Raw genomic sequence first — 15,892 nt, forward strand, 5'->3', positions numbered from 1 at the left:
AATTCGCAAAAGAAAGCTTAAAACTCCAAAAGGAAAATCGCCAGCTATGCTGGCGATTTTCCTTTTGGAGTTTTAGTATTTGGCGAAAGACCGACTAGGTGGAGCGGTGAATTGTGGTGGGCGATCGCTATTTGAGTTATTTGAAATTTGAGAATTAGGACGTAAAGGCGGTCGCATTAACGCTTCAGGATTAAAGCGATAGCCAATATTTCGTACTGTTTGAATCAAATTTGGTTGTTGCGGATCAACCTCTAGTTTTTTGCGTAACGATAGAACATGCGTATCAACTGTACGCGGATTATTAATCTCATCTGGCCAAGCACGTTGCAGAAGCTCAGCGCGACTCAAGGCAAGACCCTCTGACTGAGCGAGAACATAGAGCAGACTAAATTCTTGAGGCGTTAGATCGATCGCATTACCCTTTAGCCTCACCTGTCGTTGCACCAAATCGATCTTCAGCACACCATAATCCAAGCAAGCGGGAGGTGCAGACGTGCGTAGTCTGCGAGTCAATGCCTCCACCCTTGCCAAAAATTCTTGCATCCCAAAGGGCTTCGTCAAATAGTCATCTGCACCCGCTTTTAAACCCTCTACGATGTCAGATTCATTAGTGCGCGACGAAATCACGAATATTAACGAACTTCTTTGTTTATGAAGCCAGCGACATAACTCGATACCATCCCCATCAGGCAAATCGGTACTCAAGATCACCAAACTGGGCTGCTGCTTTTGAAACACGAGCTTTGCTTGCTGACAACTAACAGCCTGAAATACCGAATAGCCAATCTGCTGCAAATGCCAACCCAAGAGAGAGGCAAGATTCGGATTACCTTCTACAATTTCTATGCTGATTGGGATCAAAGAAATACTCTCCTGCCGAGTAATGCTTATAGCTCTCGGATTATGAATCTGCATGATAACTTAGTGTGAAGCCGCATTTTGTAGCTGTAATTACCCTCTAGAGTGCGAAAAGCGCTGTCTTACAGCTCATAAAGAGAGTGGCAGTGCTTCGCACCGCCACTCTCTTTATTTTAATAAATCCGTAAATCAAGTGAAATATCGAAATCCAGTTCCTACGGTTGATATCATCATTGCCCTCCGCGATCGCCCGAATCAACCAATTGTGTTAATTGAGCGCCTAAATCCACCCCACGGCTGGGCGATCGTTGGTGGATTTGTCGATTATGGCGAAACACTAGAAGATGCGGCAAGGCGAGAAGCGCAGGAAGAAACGGGGCTACAGGTGGAGTTAATCGGTTTGTTAGGCATCTATTCTGATCCTAGCCGTGATGAGCGTCTACATACGATTAGTGCCGTGTACATGGCTGAAGCAGTCGGTGAACCAAAAGCCGATGATGATGCCAAGTCTGTCGGCATGTTCGCGGCTTGGGAAATACCTAATCAGCTATGTTTCGATCATGCACAAATCTTGAAAGATTATTGGCGCTATCGCAACTATGGCATTCGACCTGCCATCAATTAGAACAATTCACGATCCAAATAATCACAATAAATGGGTTGAGAGTGTTGCTTTACAACACTCTCAACCCATTTATTGGTTCGAGCTTGAGCAAAAAATGCTGTAAGTCATAAAAAAAGTTTGCTTTAGGTGTTGACAAAGTTTCAGTCTGGTATGTATCTTAATAAAGGTCAAGAACACGCCCCCATCGTCTAGAGGCCTAGGACACATCCCTTTCACGGATGCGACGGGGATTCGAATTCCCCTGGGGGTATTCTTCACTAATAAAAAAGCACTCGCAACGCGAGTGCTTTTTTATTGCTGAAATTCAAGTGCGCTTCGCGCACTTGAATTTCAGAGTAATTTTTCTAAGCCATAAATCAGTGACTTGAGCGCAAGTACTTTGCGGACACAAAGCAATACACCTGCCATATAACAGGTGCGATCGCTAGCATTATGCTCAATTTTTAAAGTTTCTCCCATTGCCCCAAAAATCACTTCTTGCCGTGCAACTATTCCAGGCATACGGACACTGTGAATGCGAATGTTTTCGCCATAGGTTGCGCCCCTTGCACCTGTGAGATGTTCTTTTTCATTAACGCTAGGCGGATTAAAAGATTGACCTAGTTCTGAGAGCATTTGTGCAGTTTTGATTGCAGTACCGCTAGGAGCATCAGCTTTTTGATTGTGGTGCAGTTCGATAATTTCCACATGCTGGAAATATTTGGCGGCAGCGATCGCGGCTTGCTGCATCAAAATTACACCGACGGAGAAATTTGGGGCAATAATGCAGCCTGTACTGGCTTTGTCCGCAAAAATGGCAAGATCGGCAATTTGCTGTTCACTTAAGCCTGTTGTCCCAACGACAGGACGCACACCATATGCGATCGCGGAACGAATATTGTCATAAATGATGCTGGGGTGGGTGACATCGACCATCACTGGTAGTTGTGATTCTTGCGCAGCTTGGGCAAGGACAACTTCGAGATTATCGGTCACAGGTATTTCTAATTCGCCAATACCAATAACTTCGCCGATATCTTCGCCAATGTGCGATCTGCCGATCGCACCTGCGAGCATCATGTCTGGTGATTGGGCGATCGCTTTAATAATTTCGCGCCCCATTTTGCCTGTCGCCCCAGAAACAACGACAGGAATTTTGTTATTAGTCATAAATAATTTTCAAGGTTTACTCTGGCTAAATATTAAGACAAACAATGTCACTTGCAGTGTGCCTGCGCTTTTTGAGCAGAACAGGATGTCGTAAGCGGATCTAATGAATCCATCAAGGATTTGTTAGGTGTTAAATATACATCCGTTGCCATTTTTTGCAACTCGCCTATGGTTTACAGGTTATTTGAAGATTCATTAATTACTTCTAGAGCTTGACTAATTGCACTGAATATTTCATCTAGTTCAAAGTTTGTTGATGTGTCGGGTTGTGATAAATTTCTCGGAAGTTTTTACTTTAGTAACTTACGGTACGGCGCAAACTTGCCGAAATGTAAGTTTTGCTCATTGGTCTTGTTGGATTCTGAGCATGGCTTTGGCTTTGGCTAGACGGACTAGATGCTCAATAAATTCATAATGCTGCCATAGACGTTGATCGCTTTCATTTAATCCGTCTGTACGATTTTTATCTAAGAGGTTTTCTATCTCTGTTTGTACAGATGGAGATAGGTGTAGTGCGAGAATTTCTTGAGGAGATGGTAGTTTAGCGAAAAATTCTAAAATTTCAGTCAGTCCAGTAAATTCTGTGGAAGGGTTGGCAGTAATTTCTTGTAAACCTAAAGCTAAAATTTGCGGAAGACTGTCTTTGCGAGATTCTAACCGTAGGGCAATGTCATCAGGTATTTCTAGGGTGATTTGCATGTTTTTGAATCCCAATTTTATCTATACGTTACCTTCTAAATTAGTTGACTGCCAAGCTAATTTTTTGTTGATTAATTTGATGGTAAAGACGATCGCTAAAAATAGAACGCAACAAGAGATGGCAACTAATGTTTCTGTGATTTTCGGAGAAACAAATACAATAAAACCTCGATCTTTGATCAGTGCTGAAAAACTAGAAACGCAAAATGGCATGAGATAAAGTCGGAATGTTTGCCAGTAATCTACACTATCGCTCTTGTTAGAAGAGATGCTTAATACAAGCCCTGTGCCAATCACAGCACTTATCCCCAGAGCATTAATCCAAGTCTTAGGCAATGGATCAAAATAGAAATAAACAATAACGACATACCAAATCAAGTAGCACCAAAGCACAACTTTACCGATCTTAATGTCGCGTAAATATTGAATTAACCACTTCATGAATTTGTACCTTCGATCTCAACAAGTTGATATCCCGCAGTAGCAGGACTAACCACTGAAATAAAAACTAGAGGCTCGCTCCCATTATTTAATACTCCATGCACTGAGCCAGTATGAGCAACCACAACATCCCCTGCGGCGATTGGTTGCGTAGCGCCAGTTTTATCCAAATAATATTCTCCCTTGCCACTTATGATCGTCCAAGTGTCTTGTCCGTTGGGATGCAAGTGAGGCGGAATTTTTTGGTTTGGGTTGATATACCAAGCGACAACAACTGCATCTGGGGATTCAGTAACTACTGAACGAATTGGCTCTCCATCAGTTGCTTGAAAAAATTGAGAGCTATCGAATATTCGAGCTTTACTCATGATTATTTTGTTTTTTAGGCTTTGCTTTATATACAAGTAAGAGAGATAAGTAGGAGTCTAACTACATTTACAATTTTTGATTGTCTGATCTCGCACCTTTCAAGGCTAACTAACCAAATAATTTTCATACCCATTCTTGAAAATGTAGGTACACTTTCAAGAATGGGAAATCAAACCAAGTAAGATTTTGAGAGCCAAGATTATTGCAAAAATAATAGTAATTCTCGTTTTAAGAATTATTTTTTTTGAGTTTTATCCCAAAACACAAAGTGGCTTAGCCACTTTGTGTTTTTAAACCCCTTACAGGGTTTGCTTTTTAATTCACAGAAGTGTGACAACACTTTTGTGAATTGGTATTACTGCGTTATAGGCAAAGGAAAACTCGAAATTGGTTTCATAATGAGAATTTCTGCAAAAATTGTTTCTGGATTGCAAAAGTATGCTTTAAGGCTGTAGTATGGTTAGCTGGACTGAAAAAATAGGAGACTAGTACTATGGGTCGTGTATGCCAACTAACAGGCAAAAAAGCCAATAATTCCGTATCGATTTCTTTCTCACACAAGCGTCATAAGCACTTACAACACGTAAACTTACAAGACAAAAGAATTTGGTGGGAAGAAGGAAAGCGTTTTGTAAAATTACAAATTTCCACCAAAGCCATTAAGACTTTGCAAAAGAAAGGACTCTCCGCATTTGCGAAAGAAGCAGGTATTGACCTTCGCAAATTCTAAATAATAAGAGGGGTGCTTTGCGCCCCTCTATTATGTTGGAGACTTTATGAATATTGGTATAGTTGGTTTAGGTTTAATTGGTGGCTCGCTAGGGTTAGATCTGCTCGCTTCATCGCAAGATCATCACTATGTGTGGGGCATCAGTCGCAACTCTGAAACCTGCAAACAAGCAGCAGCGATCGCTGCCGTAAGTATCGCTAGTACAAATATTGCAGATATTCCCGATCGCATTCTCAGTCAAACTGATATCGTTGTCATCTGTACGCCGATCGCAGCAATTTTGCCGACGATTTCCGCACTCGCGCCAAAATTAGCTTCTAACGTCATTTTTACGGATGTTGGCTCGGTCAAATCAGCGATCGTTGAGCCAGCATTGAAGATTTGCCAGCAATTTAATCAGCGATTTGTGGGCAGTCATCCGATGGCGGGAACTGCATTTCAAGGAATTTTAGCTGCCGAACGCAATCTATTTCAAAATCGTCCCTGTGTAGTTACGCCCAGTCATGATCTTGAGGCTGTTGAGAAAGTGCGATCGCTATGGCAGTTAGTGGGCATGAATGTCTATGAATGTAGCCCTGAAGAACATGATCGCGCCGTCGCCATGATTAGCCATGCCCCTGTAATGATTAGTGCTAGTTTGATTGCGGCTTGTCAGGGGGAAAGTGATCGGACGGTTTTAAAATTAGCGCAAAATTTAGCGAGTTCGGGGTTCCGTGATACTAGTCGCGTTGGCGGTGGTAATCCTGAACTAGGGAGACTAATGTCGGAATATAATCAATCGGCTGTATTGCGATCGCTGCAAAACTATCAGCAATCTTTGCAACAAGTGATTAGTTTAATTGAGAACAAACAATGGGAAGAATTAGAGGCTTTTTTAGCTAATACTCAACGCGATCGCGCATTTTACGTTGATTAAAATGAAGAGAGGGCGCTTTGCGCCCGCTCTTCATTTTTTGGGAAAAGATTTGAGAAGACCACCACAGGCATCAAATAGCAGATCGATGACATAGTTAAATCCATCTGCACCACCGTAATAGGGATCAGGAACTTCTTTATCGGTGTAAGTTTCGCAGAAGTCACACATCATCTTCACCTTGTCCGTAAATTTCCCTTGCGGATCGAGAACGAGAATATTGCGATAATTATCTTTGTCCATCGCCAGAATCAAGTCAAATTCGCGCAAATCCATCGCCTGAAATTGTCTAGCTGAGCCAACAAAATCTAAGCCACGTTCTTTGGCAGCCGCACGCATACGGCGATCGGGTGGTGCACCCACATGCCAGCCACCAGTACCCGCCGAATCGCAGATAAAGCGATCGCCTAGTCCTTGCTTCTCAACTAAATGATTCATAATATTTTCTGCCGCAGGTGATCGGCAAATATTTCCGAGGCAAACAAATAGAAGTTTTTTGGTCATATTTATATTCCATAAACCATGTAATACCAAAACACAAAATGGCTACGCCATTTTGTGTTTTTAAAACCCTTACAGGGTTTGGGTTTTAATTCACAGAAGTGTTGTCACACTTTTGTGAATTGGTATAAAGGTGCTGTAAAGCAGCACCTTTACAGAAAGAAGTTAAGCACAGAGCGCTAAAATTTGTTCGACAACCTTGGGTGTAACATCTTGATTTTCGCCTAAGGCGACAAAACCACGCTTCTCGAAGCGATCGATAATTTTGGGAATCACATCTAGTCCCACGCCGTAGTCTGATAGATGGGTACAAACGCCGACAGTCTCAAAAAAGTCGCGAGTTTTCGCGATCGCCCGATCAATGCGTACCTCTTCTGTGCCATCGACAAGACCCCAAACGCGATCAGCATATTGCAAGAGCTTTTGCCTTTTGAGATCGCGTCTAATCGTCAGCATATTTGGCAACACGATCGCCAAAGTCTGAGCATGATCGATGCCATGTAGCGCCGTTAGCTCATGACCGATCATGTGCGTTGCCCAATCTTGAGGTACACCGACACCGATTATTCCATTGAGCGCCATTGTGGCACACCACATTACATTGGCACGAGCTTCGTAGTTATGGAGATCCGCTAAGATTTTCGGACCTTCTTCGATCAAGGTTTTGAGAATAGACTCAGCCATCCGATCCTGTAATGGCGCATTAGCAGGATATGTCAAATACTGTTCCATAACATGAACATAGGCATCAACAATTCCATTACTAACCTGACGAATAGGCAACGAGTAAGTTGTTTCAGGGTCTAAAACTGAGAATTTGGGAAATACAAGCGGGCTAGAGAAAAACAACTTTTCTTGGGTTTCCCATTTGGTAACCACAGAGCTAGTGTTCATCTCAGAACCAGTAGCTGGCAAAGTCAACACTGAACCCAAGGGAATTGCCGCTTTGACAGGGGCTTGTTTGGCACAAATATCCCAAGGATCACCTTCAAAGGGAACTGCGGCAGCAATAAATTTTGTACCATCAAGGACGGAGCCGCCGCCCACCGCCAGCAAAAAATCAATCCCTTCAGCTCGAATCAATTCAACTGCTTTGAGCAATGTTTCAAGATGTGGATTTGCCTCAATTCCGCCAAATTCGAGAAAGTTATGCCCTGTGAGGGCTGCTTTTACTTGCTCGTAAACTCCGTTAGTTTTGATGCTACCGCCACCATAGATGACTAGGATTTTGGCATCAGCAGGAATTTCTGCACTGATATTCGCAATTTGACCTTTGCCAAATAAAATCTTGACTGGATTGTAAAAAGCAAAATTTTCCATGACTAACTCAAAAAATATTAAAGCTGATGCGAAACATCAACTTTAATATAACTAAAACGTTAGATCGTCCGATCGCGAACCAGAGTAGATCATGCCTTTGCTGAAGTTAACGCTTAGTGGTTCACCATCACGAATGAATCCTGTAGCATTGTGTACCCCGATCAACACTGGTATACCCAGCCTGCGACCGATCACCACTGCATGAGAATCAAGACTTGATTCTTCAGTAATTACGGCAGATGCTTTGCGAATTACTTCGATATAGTCGGCATCAGTGCGATCGATGACAAGAATTTCACCTTCGTTAAAGTCGCGGACATCAAGGTGATGGAAAGCAACTCTAGCGCGTCCATAAACAATGCCAGAGCCGATGCTTAAGCCTTTGCCAACTACCGATGAAACAAACTCCACTTTGATTAAATCCGTAGAGCCTGCCACGTCTTGCAGTGTGCCTGCCGACATAACCACCAAATCACCTGCGGAGAGCAATTTCATCTCTTGAGCAAGGTTGAGGGCGGCTTCAAAATTTTGTCTTGCTGATGGCAAAGATATTAATACCATTGGCTGCACACCCCAGACCATTTGCAATCGCCGTGCGACTTGGACATTGGGCGTAACTGCCAAAATCGGAATCGGTGGACGGAATTTGCTAACATTGCGAGCTGTTGAGCCTGTTTTGGTAAGAGTAACGATCGCAGCTGCATTAAGTTGAATGGCAATTCTGCCCACAGCTTGACTGATAGCATTGGGCACAGCCCGTCCCATGCTTTCAAGGGGTTGCATTTTTAGATCTTGTTCTCTTTCGATGCGAACGGCAATTCTTGCCATCGTTTCCACAGCCAAAATCGGATATTTCCCCACGGCAGTTTCGTTAGAGAGCATCACGGCATCAGTGCCATCGATGATCGCATTTGCAACGTCAGAGATTTCGGCGCGGGTGGCACGAGGGCTACTGACCATGCTATCGAGCATTTGTGTCGCGGTAATAACTGGAATGCCTAAGCGATTGGCAGTTTTAATCAATTGCTTTTGGGCGATCGGTACATCTTCCGCAGGAATTTCCACACCTAGATCTCCCCTTGCTACCATCACGCCATCGCAGACCGAGAGAATCGCTTCCATGTTAGCGATCGCTTCGTGCTTCTCAATTTTGGCAATGACGCTAGCTTTCCGACCTGAAGCAGCAATCAAGTCTTTTACCTCTAGCACATCTTCAGGATTACAGACAAAGCTAAGTGCTACCCAATCCACGCCTTCAGACAGGCCAAAACGTAGGTCTTCGCGATCTTTATCGGTCATCGCACTGACCAATAAGTGCACATTCGGGAAATTTACCCCTTTATTATTAGAAAGTGTGCCGCCAATGACCACGCGACAATAAAGATCACCTAATTCCACATTTACATCTTCGACGACCATCTCTACTTTGCCGTCATCGAGCATGATTACTGCGCCGATCGGCACTTCTTCGGCAAGGGTGTCATAGGTAATGCAACTAATTTCAGAGTTACCATCAACTTTGCGGCTAGTGAGTGTAAATTTGTCACCTTTATTAAGAGTAATTGGGCCTTCTTTAAATACCCCAAGGCGAATTTTTGGCCCTTGCAAATCCTGCAAAATGCCCACTGGTTGATTGAGTTCGCTAGATACTTGGCGAATATTGCAAATGCTGCGATGGTGGTCAGCATGAGTGCCGTGGGAAAAGTTGAGGCGAAAGGTGCTTGCGCCTGCTTCAATAAGCTGGCGAATCATATCGGGGCTACTGGTTGCGGGTCCAATAGTAGCAACAATTTTTGTGCGACGAAAAGTTTCTCTAACGGTCATGGATTGTCAGCTAACGGCGAACCTCAAACATACCAGAATCTCATGACAATTCTCCAAGTTGTCATTACTCTTTGGGGCATGAGTTACACCAATACTTCATACAGCTTCAAAAATTCGTATGCCAAGGTCATCTAAAAATCAAGCGATCGCAAAAATCTTCATTTTAAAAGCAAGCTGAGATTTCTATTTTGAATTGTGTATGCGATCGCTAAAACCTTAACTTTCCAAAGAGATGCTGCATTGCGATCACTTGAAAATTTGGCTTCTTCAAAAATGATAAAATTCCTCGATGTATGACAATACCTGCAAGTTTCTCGCCGAGAACTTCCCCGAAGACTTTGCCTGTTGGCTCTTGGGGAAATCCATTCTGCTAACCAAACTCGAACCATCGGAACTCTCTGCCGAGCCAATCCGTGCAGATTCTGTCATATTTCTAGAGTCTTCAGAAATAGTTGTGCATTTAGAGTTTCAGACCAAAACCGATGAGACAATGGCATATCGGATGGCTAATTATTGGTTGAGACTTTACGGTAAATATCCTAATAAAGAAATTCATCAAACTGTTATCTATTTAAAGCCAACAAAATCACCACTTGCATATCAAACTAGCTTTAAATCTAAGCAACTAAACCATGAATTTAATATCGTCCGTCTCTGGGAACAACCTACTGATATCTTTCAGCAATATCTAGGACTATTGCCTCTCGCCGTTTTAACCAAAACAAGCGATCCTGAAGAAACTTTAAGAGATGTGGCTAGACAAATTGATAATATTGCCGATAAACGAGTACAAAGTAACGTAGCAGCGTCTACCGCTATAATATCGGGTATAGCCTTAGATAAAGCAATCATCCAAAGACTACTAAGGAGTGAAATCATGAAAGAATCAGTGATTTATCAGGATATTTTACTGGAAGGCGAAGCAAAAGGCAAGGCTGAAGGCAAGGCTGAAGGCAAAGCTGAAGGCAAGGCTGAAACTGCTCGTCAAATAGCTCTAAACATGTTGCTTTCCAATGTCTCCACAGATTTAGTTGCCCAATTTACTGGATTAACTCTCAAGCAAGTCCAGCAATTGCAAAAGCTTTCTACAAAACAGCCCAAGATACCTAAGTCTTCAAAAACAAAGCGATCGCCAAAATCCTAACTTTCAAAATCAACGTGCGATCGCCAAAATCCTAGTTTTAAAATTAAGCTGCGATCGCCAAAATCCTAACTTTCAAAAAACAACTTGCGATCGCTATTTTTGAAATATATATGCGATGCCCAAACCAAAATATCACCACTAGCATCAATCTTGACATTACCAGCGATCGCAGTCGTCATAATTTTCAGAATATCTTTGATTGGCTGTTTTTGTCTCTGGAGTGATTAATTCTCCAGTTAGAGAGCAAAACCTACATACGTTTTCACCACGACAACCTTTAATACCTGTGATTAATTCATAGCTAGACACAGTCGCACTAACTATATTTACAGTTATATTAAACCTACTCCCATCAGAAGTAGGAGGGATAAATGATGGAAAGACAATTGGAACTGAAGTTTTCTTTTTGAGTTCATCAATCGAACCTCTGAACCTTGGCTCAATGTATATAGCAAGAACTTTTGCTTCTTCAAAATAATGTGGGCTAGATGAATAATCTACATTACCAGCTTCTTGTTTTTGATAGATGTGTACTGAGGAAAACATTCTATCTATATTCCATAGTTTCAGATGTCTGTAGTCTGTGAAAGGAAGGTATATAGCTACAAGAATGGGAAGATAAAAAATATTTGGCATCAATTTAGTCTTCCTTATACCAATTCACAAAAGTGTGACAACACTTCTGTGAATTAAAAGCCAAATCCCGTAAGAGTTTTAAAAACACAAAATGGCTGCGCCACTTTGTGTTTTGGTATTAAACGTAATTTAGCTTGGTTAGCCTGTTGAAATACTTCACAGCCATGTCTTTAATTTCTGATTGAATAAAGAAATTAAAGACGGCAAGTTGGAGAAATCCTTATTTCAACTATGTATCTATAATCTTGAATCTCCTTCGATTGCCAAAAATTTGAAAAACGAAAAATTCTGGCACTTTTGCAGTCAATTTGAAGGATTTTATTTTCTTTCTAGTACTTTTTTCTGGTTTCAAAATATGCGATCGCAGTTTTTGCGATCGCAGAAATCATTACTTGGTTTCCCGACATAGCTCGTAGAAAAGCATACGGGTAACTTTAAATAAAATCCTGATGATTTTCTGTTTTCCAGAAATCTTGCTTTCTTTCAAACCTTTGAGCGTCCAGCCGTCATCGTGAACTTTACTTAGTTTCTTGCCTAGCCACGATGTTTCTCGCCTCTCTGGTAGAACTGAGGTTAATGTCCATGCATAGAGGCTAGCTCTCGTGATGTCAGACCCACCAAGGGCTTTGACCTTTTTATCGCCAGATTGTTTTTCGGTATAGCCTAACCCCAGGAACAACTGAAAACTTCTAAGCGATCGATGTCTTTTCTGGGATGTGGGTATTCCCTGTTTGTTCACGCCGTCATCATATGTGACCCACGGCTTGCCGTCGAGCAGGAAGCGATCGAACGGGTAGCACTGGCATAGCAGCAGGGCTTGGTTACGAAGTCCGAAACCAAAGTTTTTGAAGACTTTTAGGTATGGTGCGAACTCATCAGATTGCATGAGTAAGGCTAGATCGCGCTCTTTCTGATCGAGTTGTTTTTGAAGCTCACAAATCTTCTTGGCATGTTGTTTGGTGTATTCGCTGATCTCAATGCCGATCGCACGGGCAACGCTTTTAGCGTGTAGATTCTTGATATAGGCATATTCCCTAATTCCTGCAACGTATCCCCACATAGGCGCGTATCCTAATTTCTGGGATACGTGTGAGTCCTTCTGTGCAATTTCTGGAAACTCCATTGTTAACCGTTGTCGGCATTGATTAATCAATGAGTTAAGCAGTTTATCGAGTTGCTCACATTCAAAGAACCAGTCACGAACCAGTGAGACTTTGCCTGTCTCAAAGTCCAAATATCGCTTGTTACCGTGGATGTCAACAAAGCGCTCATCAAAGTAGGTTAGAGCTAAGCAAAATGCATCTTCAGGGTCAGTTTTATTCTTAAATCCATAAGCCCCGCGTTGTGCTGCAAGGTCTCCATGACCAATCCAGTAGATCGGAATCTTGTGAAAGTCTGCGAGATGTTTCCAGAAATTGCTATACCAGATTCCTGTTGGTTCCATGACCACGGCATCAGGTTTGAGGTCAAGTAATCTCTGAACGCCGATCGCGTCGGCTTGACATTTGATAATGTCTTTTTTGATATTCTGAAAATGCTTAAGCGGCTGTTCGGGATATTCCGACAGCAAACAGGCTGTGACGTTGTTACGACCAACGTCTAGACCGATGATATTCATAGTATGCGAGTGATTATGTGGATATAGACCTAGGAATCACCCAGAAGCGCTTCAGGCTTAATTCTTTCTGTAGGTTGATAGAGAGTCGGTTTGTGAAAATAATAAGCAGCAAGGCTTTCTTCTATCCATAAACCGTCTCTCTATACCGAGTGCTTTGGACACACTCAGCAGGCGGCGCGGTGATTAATCGCCGCGTCCATTGCTGAGTTGTCTAGTCCTCCCAAACTGTTGGTGTTTCAGGCATCACGAAGTCAGGAGCATGAATCAAAACATCACTATTCATGAAGTCTTCAACGCTTAGCTCTTCATCATCAGAGTCCATCAGGTCATAGAATTCTTCTGATGTGCAAGTTACTGTCCATCCAAGCTCTAAAGTTTTGACCAGATCAGGGTATTTGATGCGATAGCGATCGCAAAATGCACCAATAAATTTCCGTCCGAACTTTTCTAGATTTTCTGGGATATCAAGGGAGACGATCGCAGCTTGCACCATACCCAAGAGCATATAAGCTTCAAGTACTTCAACTTCAAACAGCAATTTAGTATCGCTTTTCAAATCATTAACCAGCGCTGTTAAAGAGTGGTCAACCTCTTCTTTCGTAGGACGACGATCGCGCATCCAGTCGGCTGTATCTTGGCTGATTGGTGGATTGTTTAGTGTGGCAACATATTCACGTACAGCCCTTACATCAATTGGTGTAAGCGGTTTCTCGGAATTGTCTGGAGCAAAAGCATTTTTCATGCGATTGAATACGCCGTCATAGACATCACTCAATTCGCTTTCGGTGAACTGGAAAGCATCAATCAGATGCAGTAATGAGCTGGAGCGATCGTTAATCAGATACGGTGCGTAATCATCGTTAGGCATGGTCATCTACCTTATATTTGTAAATATCAAACGAAATGTAACCCTCGTAATTCATACCTGAGTCAATGTTGTAAACATTGGCTAGATAGGTGATCAGCTCAGACAACTCCATGACAGGAATTTCTAAAGCTTGAATAACTGCGATCGCTGCTAAGACTTTGGGCGGCAAAACTCCAACAGAATCAGGGATTTTAATCACGATGCGTGATCTCCTTCACGGTCTTTGCGAAACTCAGTAACCCTAGAACTAGTTTGAAAAACGCGATCGCACTGGTTGAGTAAGGCACTAGCCAGCGAGATTTTTTGTGCCATAGGCAGGCGCTCGATCCAATCTTCAACATTAGCGGGCATAGGATGAGAGCGAGATGAGTAATAACGGGCAATAGGTTGCATGATGGGTTGACCTCTTAACATTTTGGTTTCCTGAATCTTTTGGACATGGGACAGGTTGTAAAGTGTGGTCTTAGGTCAGTGTCTAAAGGTATCCACTTTCCTTTTTTAGTCCGTGCCCAAAAGATTCGGGCACGGCAACCAGCACAGAAAGAGCCTTGAGAGTTAGGCGGTATTTCGTAAGGCATATAGTTTTTAGGTTTGTGAGCGAAACAAGTCGCACAAAAATCACGACTACCTAATTGATAGGGAATCTCTAGATCGTGATATATATGAGTGCGACAATTGGCTTAATACGAACGGGGGCGGCGCTTGACTATGTTCATAGTTGAGCGCCGCTTTTCGTTAGTTGGTTCAACTATAAAGCGCTTTATACAAAATAGCAAGCTCTTTATATTCAATATAAAATGGTTTATAATAAATGAGTCAAAAATCAGTTTCACCAATAGCAGGACTTATGGCATTAAGGGGCATTACGCAAAAAGATATTGCTGAAGCTCTTGAAGTATCAGAGCAAACAGTAAGTAATTGGATGACTGGTAGGACTATCGCTAAATTAACTTTCGGAGATTGGAGAAAGCTTGCAAAAGTACTTGATTGTGAATTAGAAAATTTACCTGATTCACTTTCCCCAATTGAAATTGAAAAGTCACGAAACCAAAGCTAAAGCGCAGTGCGATCACAAAAACTAGCGGCGCATCGCGCCGCCATGAAAAAGTATGGAAACCTTACAGCTAAGTGTTTTAGACTTACCGCCCCAAAATGTCCTAGAAATATTGCCACGATTTAAAATTGCTATTGGGACCAAGGACGAAAAAGCGATCGCCCAACTTGCCGAGGTAATTGGGGAAATTCGGCTTGACCAGTTCTCAGAAGAACTGGCAGGAAATGGCAAAAGCGATCGGCAGACACAGGCAGTTTTACCCCTAGAAATAGAGATATGCGATCGGGCAGCCGCCCAAGACATCGATGTCAAATTTCTGGAAAACCCTAGCAATCTCGATAGTTTTCCAGAAATTTCTACCTCGAGGAAAACTCATGGCTATATCGAGCATTACTTTGTCATAGGCAAGAATAAAAGATGTTATTGGTACAAACGTTACGTGTATCAGGACATTTCTGGAAAACTGCGACACCACCACATACCCAAAAAACAGACCGAGGCGATCGCAGCAATGTGGGCCGGGGGAGCAAGTGCAAAGGAAATTTGCACCGCCCTTGGCAAAAAATATCAATCAAAGTAAAGCGATCGCGGCAACTTTGCGATCATCGGACACCTCAATATATCTCTGCAAACTTTTCAAATCAGAGTGGCCGGTAATTGCTTGCAAAGTTTTGATATCGACCCCGCGATCGTAATAAAGCACCGTGATAAATGATCGTCTGGTTGAATGTGAACTAATTCCCCGATGCCCCAGACCAGCACGAACCACCGCAGCGCGAAGCCATTTATCACATGCCGAAAAAGAGATATGCTTTGCAGCCCCAAACCCCGACGAGAATAAATAGCCCGATGGATTTGGCTTGTAAGCGTGTAGCAACCGATCTAACTCAGGATGCACAGGACATTGACGAGTTTCTTGCTTGCCCGACGGCGAAGCCTTACGAGTATGTTTCTGGAAAGTAATTTCGGTTCGAGGAACCGAGGCGATCGCATCCTGATAAACATCACTAACTTTCAGTTGGCAAATTGCCCCCCAACGTTCCCCCGTATATCGGGCAATATCCCAAAGTAACAAGTGATGTTTGGAAATTATCGATCGACGAATGCGATCGCAATCAGACGCGGACAAAATTTCTGCTTGAC

21 protein-coding genes and 1 tRNA gene are annotated in these 15,892 nt (G+C 42.7%); 8 read left to right on the forward strand and 14 right to left on the reverse strand.

What is annotated here, in order from left to right:
* Positions 1–72 precede the first annotated feature (72 nt).
* Complete coding sequence (locus CQ839_RS22120; protein WP_103670466.1) at positions 73–915, reverse strand: response regulator transcription factor; 843 nt, start codon at positions 913–915, stop codon at positions 73–75.
* A 136-nt stretch (positions 916–1,051) separates the two neighbouring features.
* Here CQ839_RS22120 and CQ839_RS22125 point away from each other — a divergent pair, with 136 nt between their 5' ends.
* Both CQ839_RS22125 and CQ839_RS22130 read left to right on the forward strand, forming a co-directional pair.
* Complete coding sequence (locus tag CQ839_RS22125; RefSeq protein WP_103670467.1) at positions 1,052–1,483, forward strand: NUDIX hydrolase; 432 nt, start codon at positions 1,052–1,054, stop codon at positions 1,481–1,483.
* A gap of 177 nt (positions 1,484–1,660) precedes the next feature.
* Positions 1,661–1,733, forward strand: a tRNA-Glu gene (locus tag CQ839_RS22130).
* 80 nt (positions 1,734–1,813) lie between these two features.
* Here CQ839_RS22130 and dapB read toward each other — a convergent pair.
* The 4 genes from dapB to CQ839_RS22150 all read right to left on the reverse strand — a co-directional run bounded on the left by dapB (position 1,814) and on the right by CQ839_RS22150 (position 4,140).
* Positions 1,814–2,632, reverse strand: a complete 819-nt coding sequence (dapB, locus tag CQ839_RS22135; protein WP_103670468.1) for a 4-hydroxy-tetrahydrodipicolinate reductase — start codon at positions 2,630–2,632, stop codon at positions 1,814–1,816.
* A 342-nt stretch (positions 2,633–2,974) separates the two neighbouring features.
* Entirely contained in the window at positions 2,975–3,331 is a 357-nt protein-coding gene (locus tag CQ839_RS22140; RefSeq protein ID WP_103670469.1) for a hypothetical protein, read from the reverse strand.
* 21 nt (positions 3,332–3,352) lie between these two features.
* Positions 3,353–3,772 carry a hypothetical protein gene (locus CQ839_RS22145; protein ID WP_103670470.1) on the reverse strand — a complete coding sequence of 140 codons (420 nt, stop codon included), beginning with the start codon at positions 3,770–3,772 and terminating at the stop codon, positions 3,353–3,355.
* Positions 3,769–4,140, reverse strand: a complete 372-nt coding sequence (locus CQ839_RS22150) for a cupin domain-containing protein (protein ID WP_103670471.1) — start codon at positions 4,138–4,140, stop codon at positions 3,769–3,771. Before CQ839_RS22150 ends, CQ839_RS22145 begins: the two co-directional genes overlap by 4 nt.
* 494 nt (positions 4,141–4,634) lie before the next feature.
* Between CQ839_RS22150 and rpmB the strand changes: the two genes are divergently transcribed.
* Both rpmB and CQ839_RS22160 read left to right on the forward strand, forming a co-directional pair.
* Positions 4,635–4,871, forward strand: coding sequence for a 50S ribosomal protein L28 (rpmB, locus tag CQ839_RS22155; RefSeq protein ID WP_103670472.1), 237 nt, complete (start codon positions 4,635–4,637; stop codon positions 4,869–4,871).
* A gap of 46 nt (positions 4,872–4,917) precedes the next feature.
* On the forward strand, positions 4,918–5,787 hold the full coding sequence (locus tag CQ839_RS22160) for a prephenate/arogenate dehydrogenase (protein WP_103670473.1): 870 nt from the start codon (positions 4,918–4,920) through the stop codon (positions 5,785–5,787).
* Between the two features lie 30 nt (positions 5,788–5,817).
* On the opposite strand, the gene CQ839_RS22165 is transcribed toward CQ839_RS22160, so the two are convergent.
* The 3 genes from CQ839_RS22165 to pyk all read right to left on the reverse strand — a co-directional run bounded on the left by CQ839_RS22165 (position 5,818) and on the right by pyk (position 9,429).
* Complete coding sequence (locus tag CQ839_RS22165) at positions 5,818–6,288, reverse strand: low molecular weight protein-tyrosine-phosphatase (RefSeq protein WP_103670474.1); 471 nt, start codon at positions 6,286–6,288, stop codon at positions 5,818–5,820.
* Positions 6,289–6,450: 162 nt separating this feature from the next.
* Entirely contained in the window at positions 6,451–7,605 is a 1,155-nt protein-coding gene (locus CQ839_RS22170; RefSeq protein WP_103670475.1) for an iron-containing alcohol dehydrogenase, read from the reverse strand.
* 51 nt (positions 7,606–7,656) lie between these two features.
* The gene (pyk, locus tag CQ839_RS22175) at positions 7,657–9,429 is read right to left on the reverse strand and encodes a pyruvate kinase (RefSeq protein ID WP_103670476.1); all 1,773 of its coding nucleotides are present in this window, start codon (positions 9,427–9,429) and stop codon (positions 7,657–7,659) included.
* A gap of 289 nt (positions 9,430–9,718) precedes the next feature.
* Here pyk and CQ839_RS22180 point away from each other — a divergent pair, with 289 nt between their 5' ends.
* Positions 9,719–10,573, forward strand: a complete 855-nt coding sequence (locus CQ839_RS22180) for an Rpn family recombination-promoting nuclease/putative transposase (protein WP_103670477.1) — start codon at positions 9,719–9,721, stop codon at positions 10,571–10,573.
* A gap of 156 nt (positions 10,574–10,729) precedes the next feature.
* Here the strand turns inward: CQ839_RS22180 and CQ839_RS22185 are convergent, their stop codons facing one another.
* A complete protein-coding gene (locus tag CQ839_RS22185) occupies positions 10,730–11,119 on the reverse strand; it encodes a hypothetical protein (protein ID WP_103670478.1) in 390 nt (129 codons plus the stop codon).
* 271 nt (positions 11,120–11,390) lie between these two features.
* Between CQ839_RS22185 and CQ839_RS25290 the strand changes: the two genes are divergently transcribed.
* A complete protein-coding gene (locus tag CQ839_RS25290) occupies positions 11,391–11,618 on the forward strand; it encodes a hypothetical protein (protein ID WP_181016295.1) in 228 nt (75 codons plus the stop codon).
* On the opposite strand, the gene CQ839_RS22190 is transcribed toward CQ839_RS25290, so the two are convergent.
* The 4 genes from CQ839_RS22190 to CQ839_RS22205 all read right to left on the reverse strand — a co-directional run bounded on the left by CQ839_RS22190 (position 11,598) and on the right by CQ839_RS22205 (position 14,088).
* Positions 11,598–12,827, reverse strand: a complete 1,230-nt coding sequence (locus tag CQ839_RS22190) for a hypothetical protein (protein ID WP_103670479.1) — start codon at positions 12,825–12,827, stop codon at positions 11,598–11,600. The two genes, CQ839_RS25290 and CQ839_RS22190, sit on opposite strands and share 21 nt — an antisense overlap.
* 211 nt (positions 12,828–13,038) lie before the next feature.
* A complete protein-coding gene (locus CQ839_RS22195) occupies positions 13,039–13,695 on the reverse strand; it encodes a hypothetical protein (RefSeq protein ID WP_103670480.1) in 657 nt (218 codons plus the stop codon).
* Positions 13,688–13,894, reverse strand: a complete 207-nt coding sequence (locus tag CQ839_RS22200) for a hypothetical protein (protein WP_103670481.1) — start codon at positions 13,892–13,894, stop codon at positions 13,688–13,690. The genes CQ839_RS22195 and CQ839_RS22200 overlap by 8 nt, the downstream gene beginning before the upstream one ends.
* Positions 13,891–14,088 carry a hypothetical protein gene (locus tag CQ839_RS22205; protein WP_146048788.1) on the reverse strand — a complete coding sequence of 66 codons (198 nt, stop codon included), beginning with the start codon at positions 14,086–14,088 and terminating at the stop codon, positions 13,891–13,893. The genes CQ839_RS22200 and CQ839_RS22205 overlap by 4 nt, the downstream gene beginning before the upstream one ends.
* 418 nt (positions 14,089–14,506) lie before the next feature.
* On the opposite strand from CQ839_RS22205, the gene CQ839_RS22210 reads away from it, so the two are divergent.
* Both CQ839_RS22210 and CQ839_RS22215 read left to right on the forward strand, forming a co-directional pair.
* The gene (locus CQ839_RS22210; RefSeq protein WP_103670483.1) at positions 14,507–14,752 is read left to right on the forward strand and encodes a helix-turn-helix transcriptional regulator; all 246 of its coding nucleotides are present in this window, start codon (positions 14,507–14,509) and stop codon (positions 14,750–14,752) included.
* Between the two features lie 52 nt (positions 14,753–14,804).
* Positions 14,805–15,329 carry a hypothetical protein gene (locus tag CQ839_RS22215; RefSeq protein ID WP_103670484.1) on the forward strand — a complete coding sequence of 175 codons (525 nt, stop codon included), beginning with the start codon at positions 14,805–14,807 and terminating at the stop codon, positions 15,327–15,329.
* On the opposite strand, the gene CQ839_RS22220 is transcribed toward CQ839_RS22215, so the two are convergent.
* On the reverse strand, positions 15,321–15,892 hold a 572-nt coding region (locus CQ839_RS22220; protein ID WP_103670485.1), incomplete at its 5' end, for a site-specific integrase. The genes CQ839_RS22215 and CQ839_RS22220 overlap by 9 nt on opposite strands.

The organism is Pseudanabaena sp. BC1403, from assembly GCF_002914585.1.
In the GTDB taxonomy this organism is placed as follows: domain Bacteria; phylum Cyanobacteriota; class Cyanobacteriia; order Pseudanabaenales; family Pseudanabaenaceae; genus Pseudanabaena.

Bases quoted from the DNA above. Each gene is read 5' to 3' on its own strand.
- CQ839_RS22120 (WP_103670466.1), bottom strand. From the start codon at position 915: ATGCAGATTCATAATCCGAGAGCTATAAGCATTACTCGGCAGGAGAGT.
- dapB (WP_103670468.1), bottom strand. From the start codon at position 2,632: ATGACTAATAACAAAATTCCTGTCGTTGTTTCTGGGGCGACAGGCAAA.
- CQ839_RS22140 (WP_103670469.1), bottom strand. From the start codon at position 3,331: ATGCAAATCACCCTAGAAATACCTGATGACATTGCCCTACGGTTAGAA.
- CQ839_RS22145 (WP_103670470.1), bottom strand. From the start codon at position 3,772: ATGAAGTGGTTAATTCAATATTTACGCGACATTAAGATCGGTAAAGTT.
- CQ839_RS22150 (WP_103670471.1), bottom strand. From the start codon at position 4,140: ATGAGTAAAGCTCGAATATTCGATAGCTCTCAATTTTTTCAAGCAACT.
- rpmB (WP_103670472.1), top strand. From the start codon at position 4,635: ATGGGTCGTGTATGCCAACTAACAGGCAAAAAAGCCAATAATTCCGTA.
- CQ839_RS22160 (WP_103670473.1), top strand. From the start codon at position 4,918: ATGAATATTGGTATAGTTGGTTTAGGTTTAATTGGTGGCTCGCTAGGG.
- CQ839_RS22165 (WP_103670474.1), bottom strand. From the start codon at position 6,288: ATGACCAAAAAACTTCTATTTGTTTGCCTCGGAAATATTTGCCGATCA.
- CQ839_RS22170 (WP_103670475.1), bottom strand. From the start codon at position 7,605: ATGGAAAATTTTGCTTTTTACAATCCAGTCAAGATTTTATTTGGCAAA.
- pyk (WP_103670476.1), bottom strand. From the start codon at position 9,429: ATGACCGTTAGAGAAACTTTTCGTCGCACAAAAATTGTTGCTACTATT.
- CQ839_RS22180 (WP_103670477.1), top strand. From the start codon at position 9,719: ATGTATGACAATACCTGCAAGTTTCTCGCCGAGAACTTCCCCGAAGAC.
- CQ839_RS22185 (WP_103670478.1), bottom strand. From the start codon at position 11,119: ATGTTTTCCTCAGTACACATCTATCAAAAACAAGAAGCTGGTAATGTA.
- CQ839_RS22190 (WP_103670479.1), bottom strand. From the start codon at position 12,827: ATGAATATCATCGGTCTAGACGTTGGTCGTAACAACGTCACAGCCTGT.
- CQ839_RS22195 (WP_103670480.1), bottom strand. From the start codon at position 13,695: ATGCCTAACGATGATTACGCACCGTATCTGATTAACGATCGCTCCAGC.
- CQ839_RS22205 (WP_146048788.1), bottom strand. From the start codon at position 14,088: ATGCAACCTATTGCCCGTTATTACTCATCTCGCTCTCATCCTATGCCC.
- CQ839_RS22210 (WP_103670483.1), top strand. From the start codon at position 14,507: ATGAGTCAAAAATCAGTTTCACCAATAGCAGGACTTATGGCATTAAGG.
- CQ839_RS22215 (WP_103670484.1), top strand. From the start codon at position 14,805: ATGGAAACCTTACAGCTAAGTGTTTTAGACTTACCGCCCCAAAATGTC.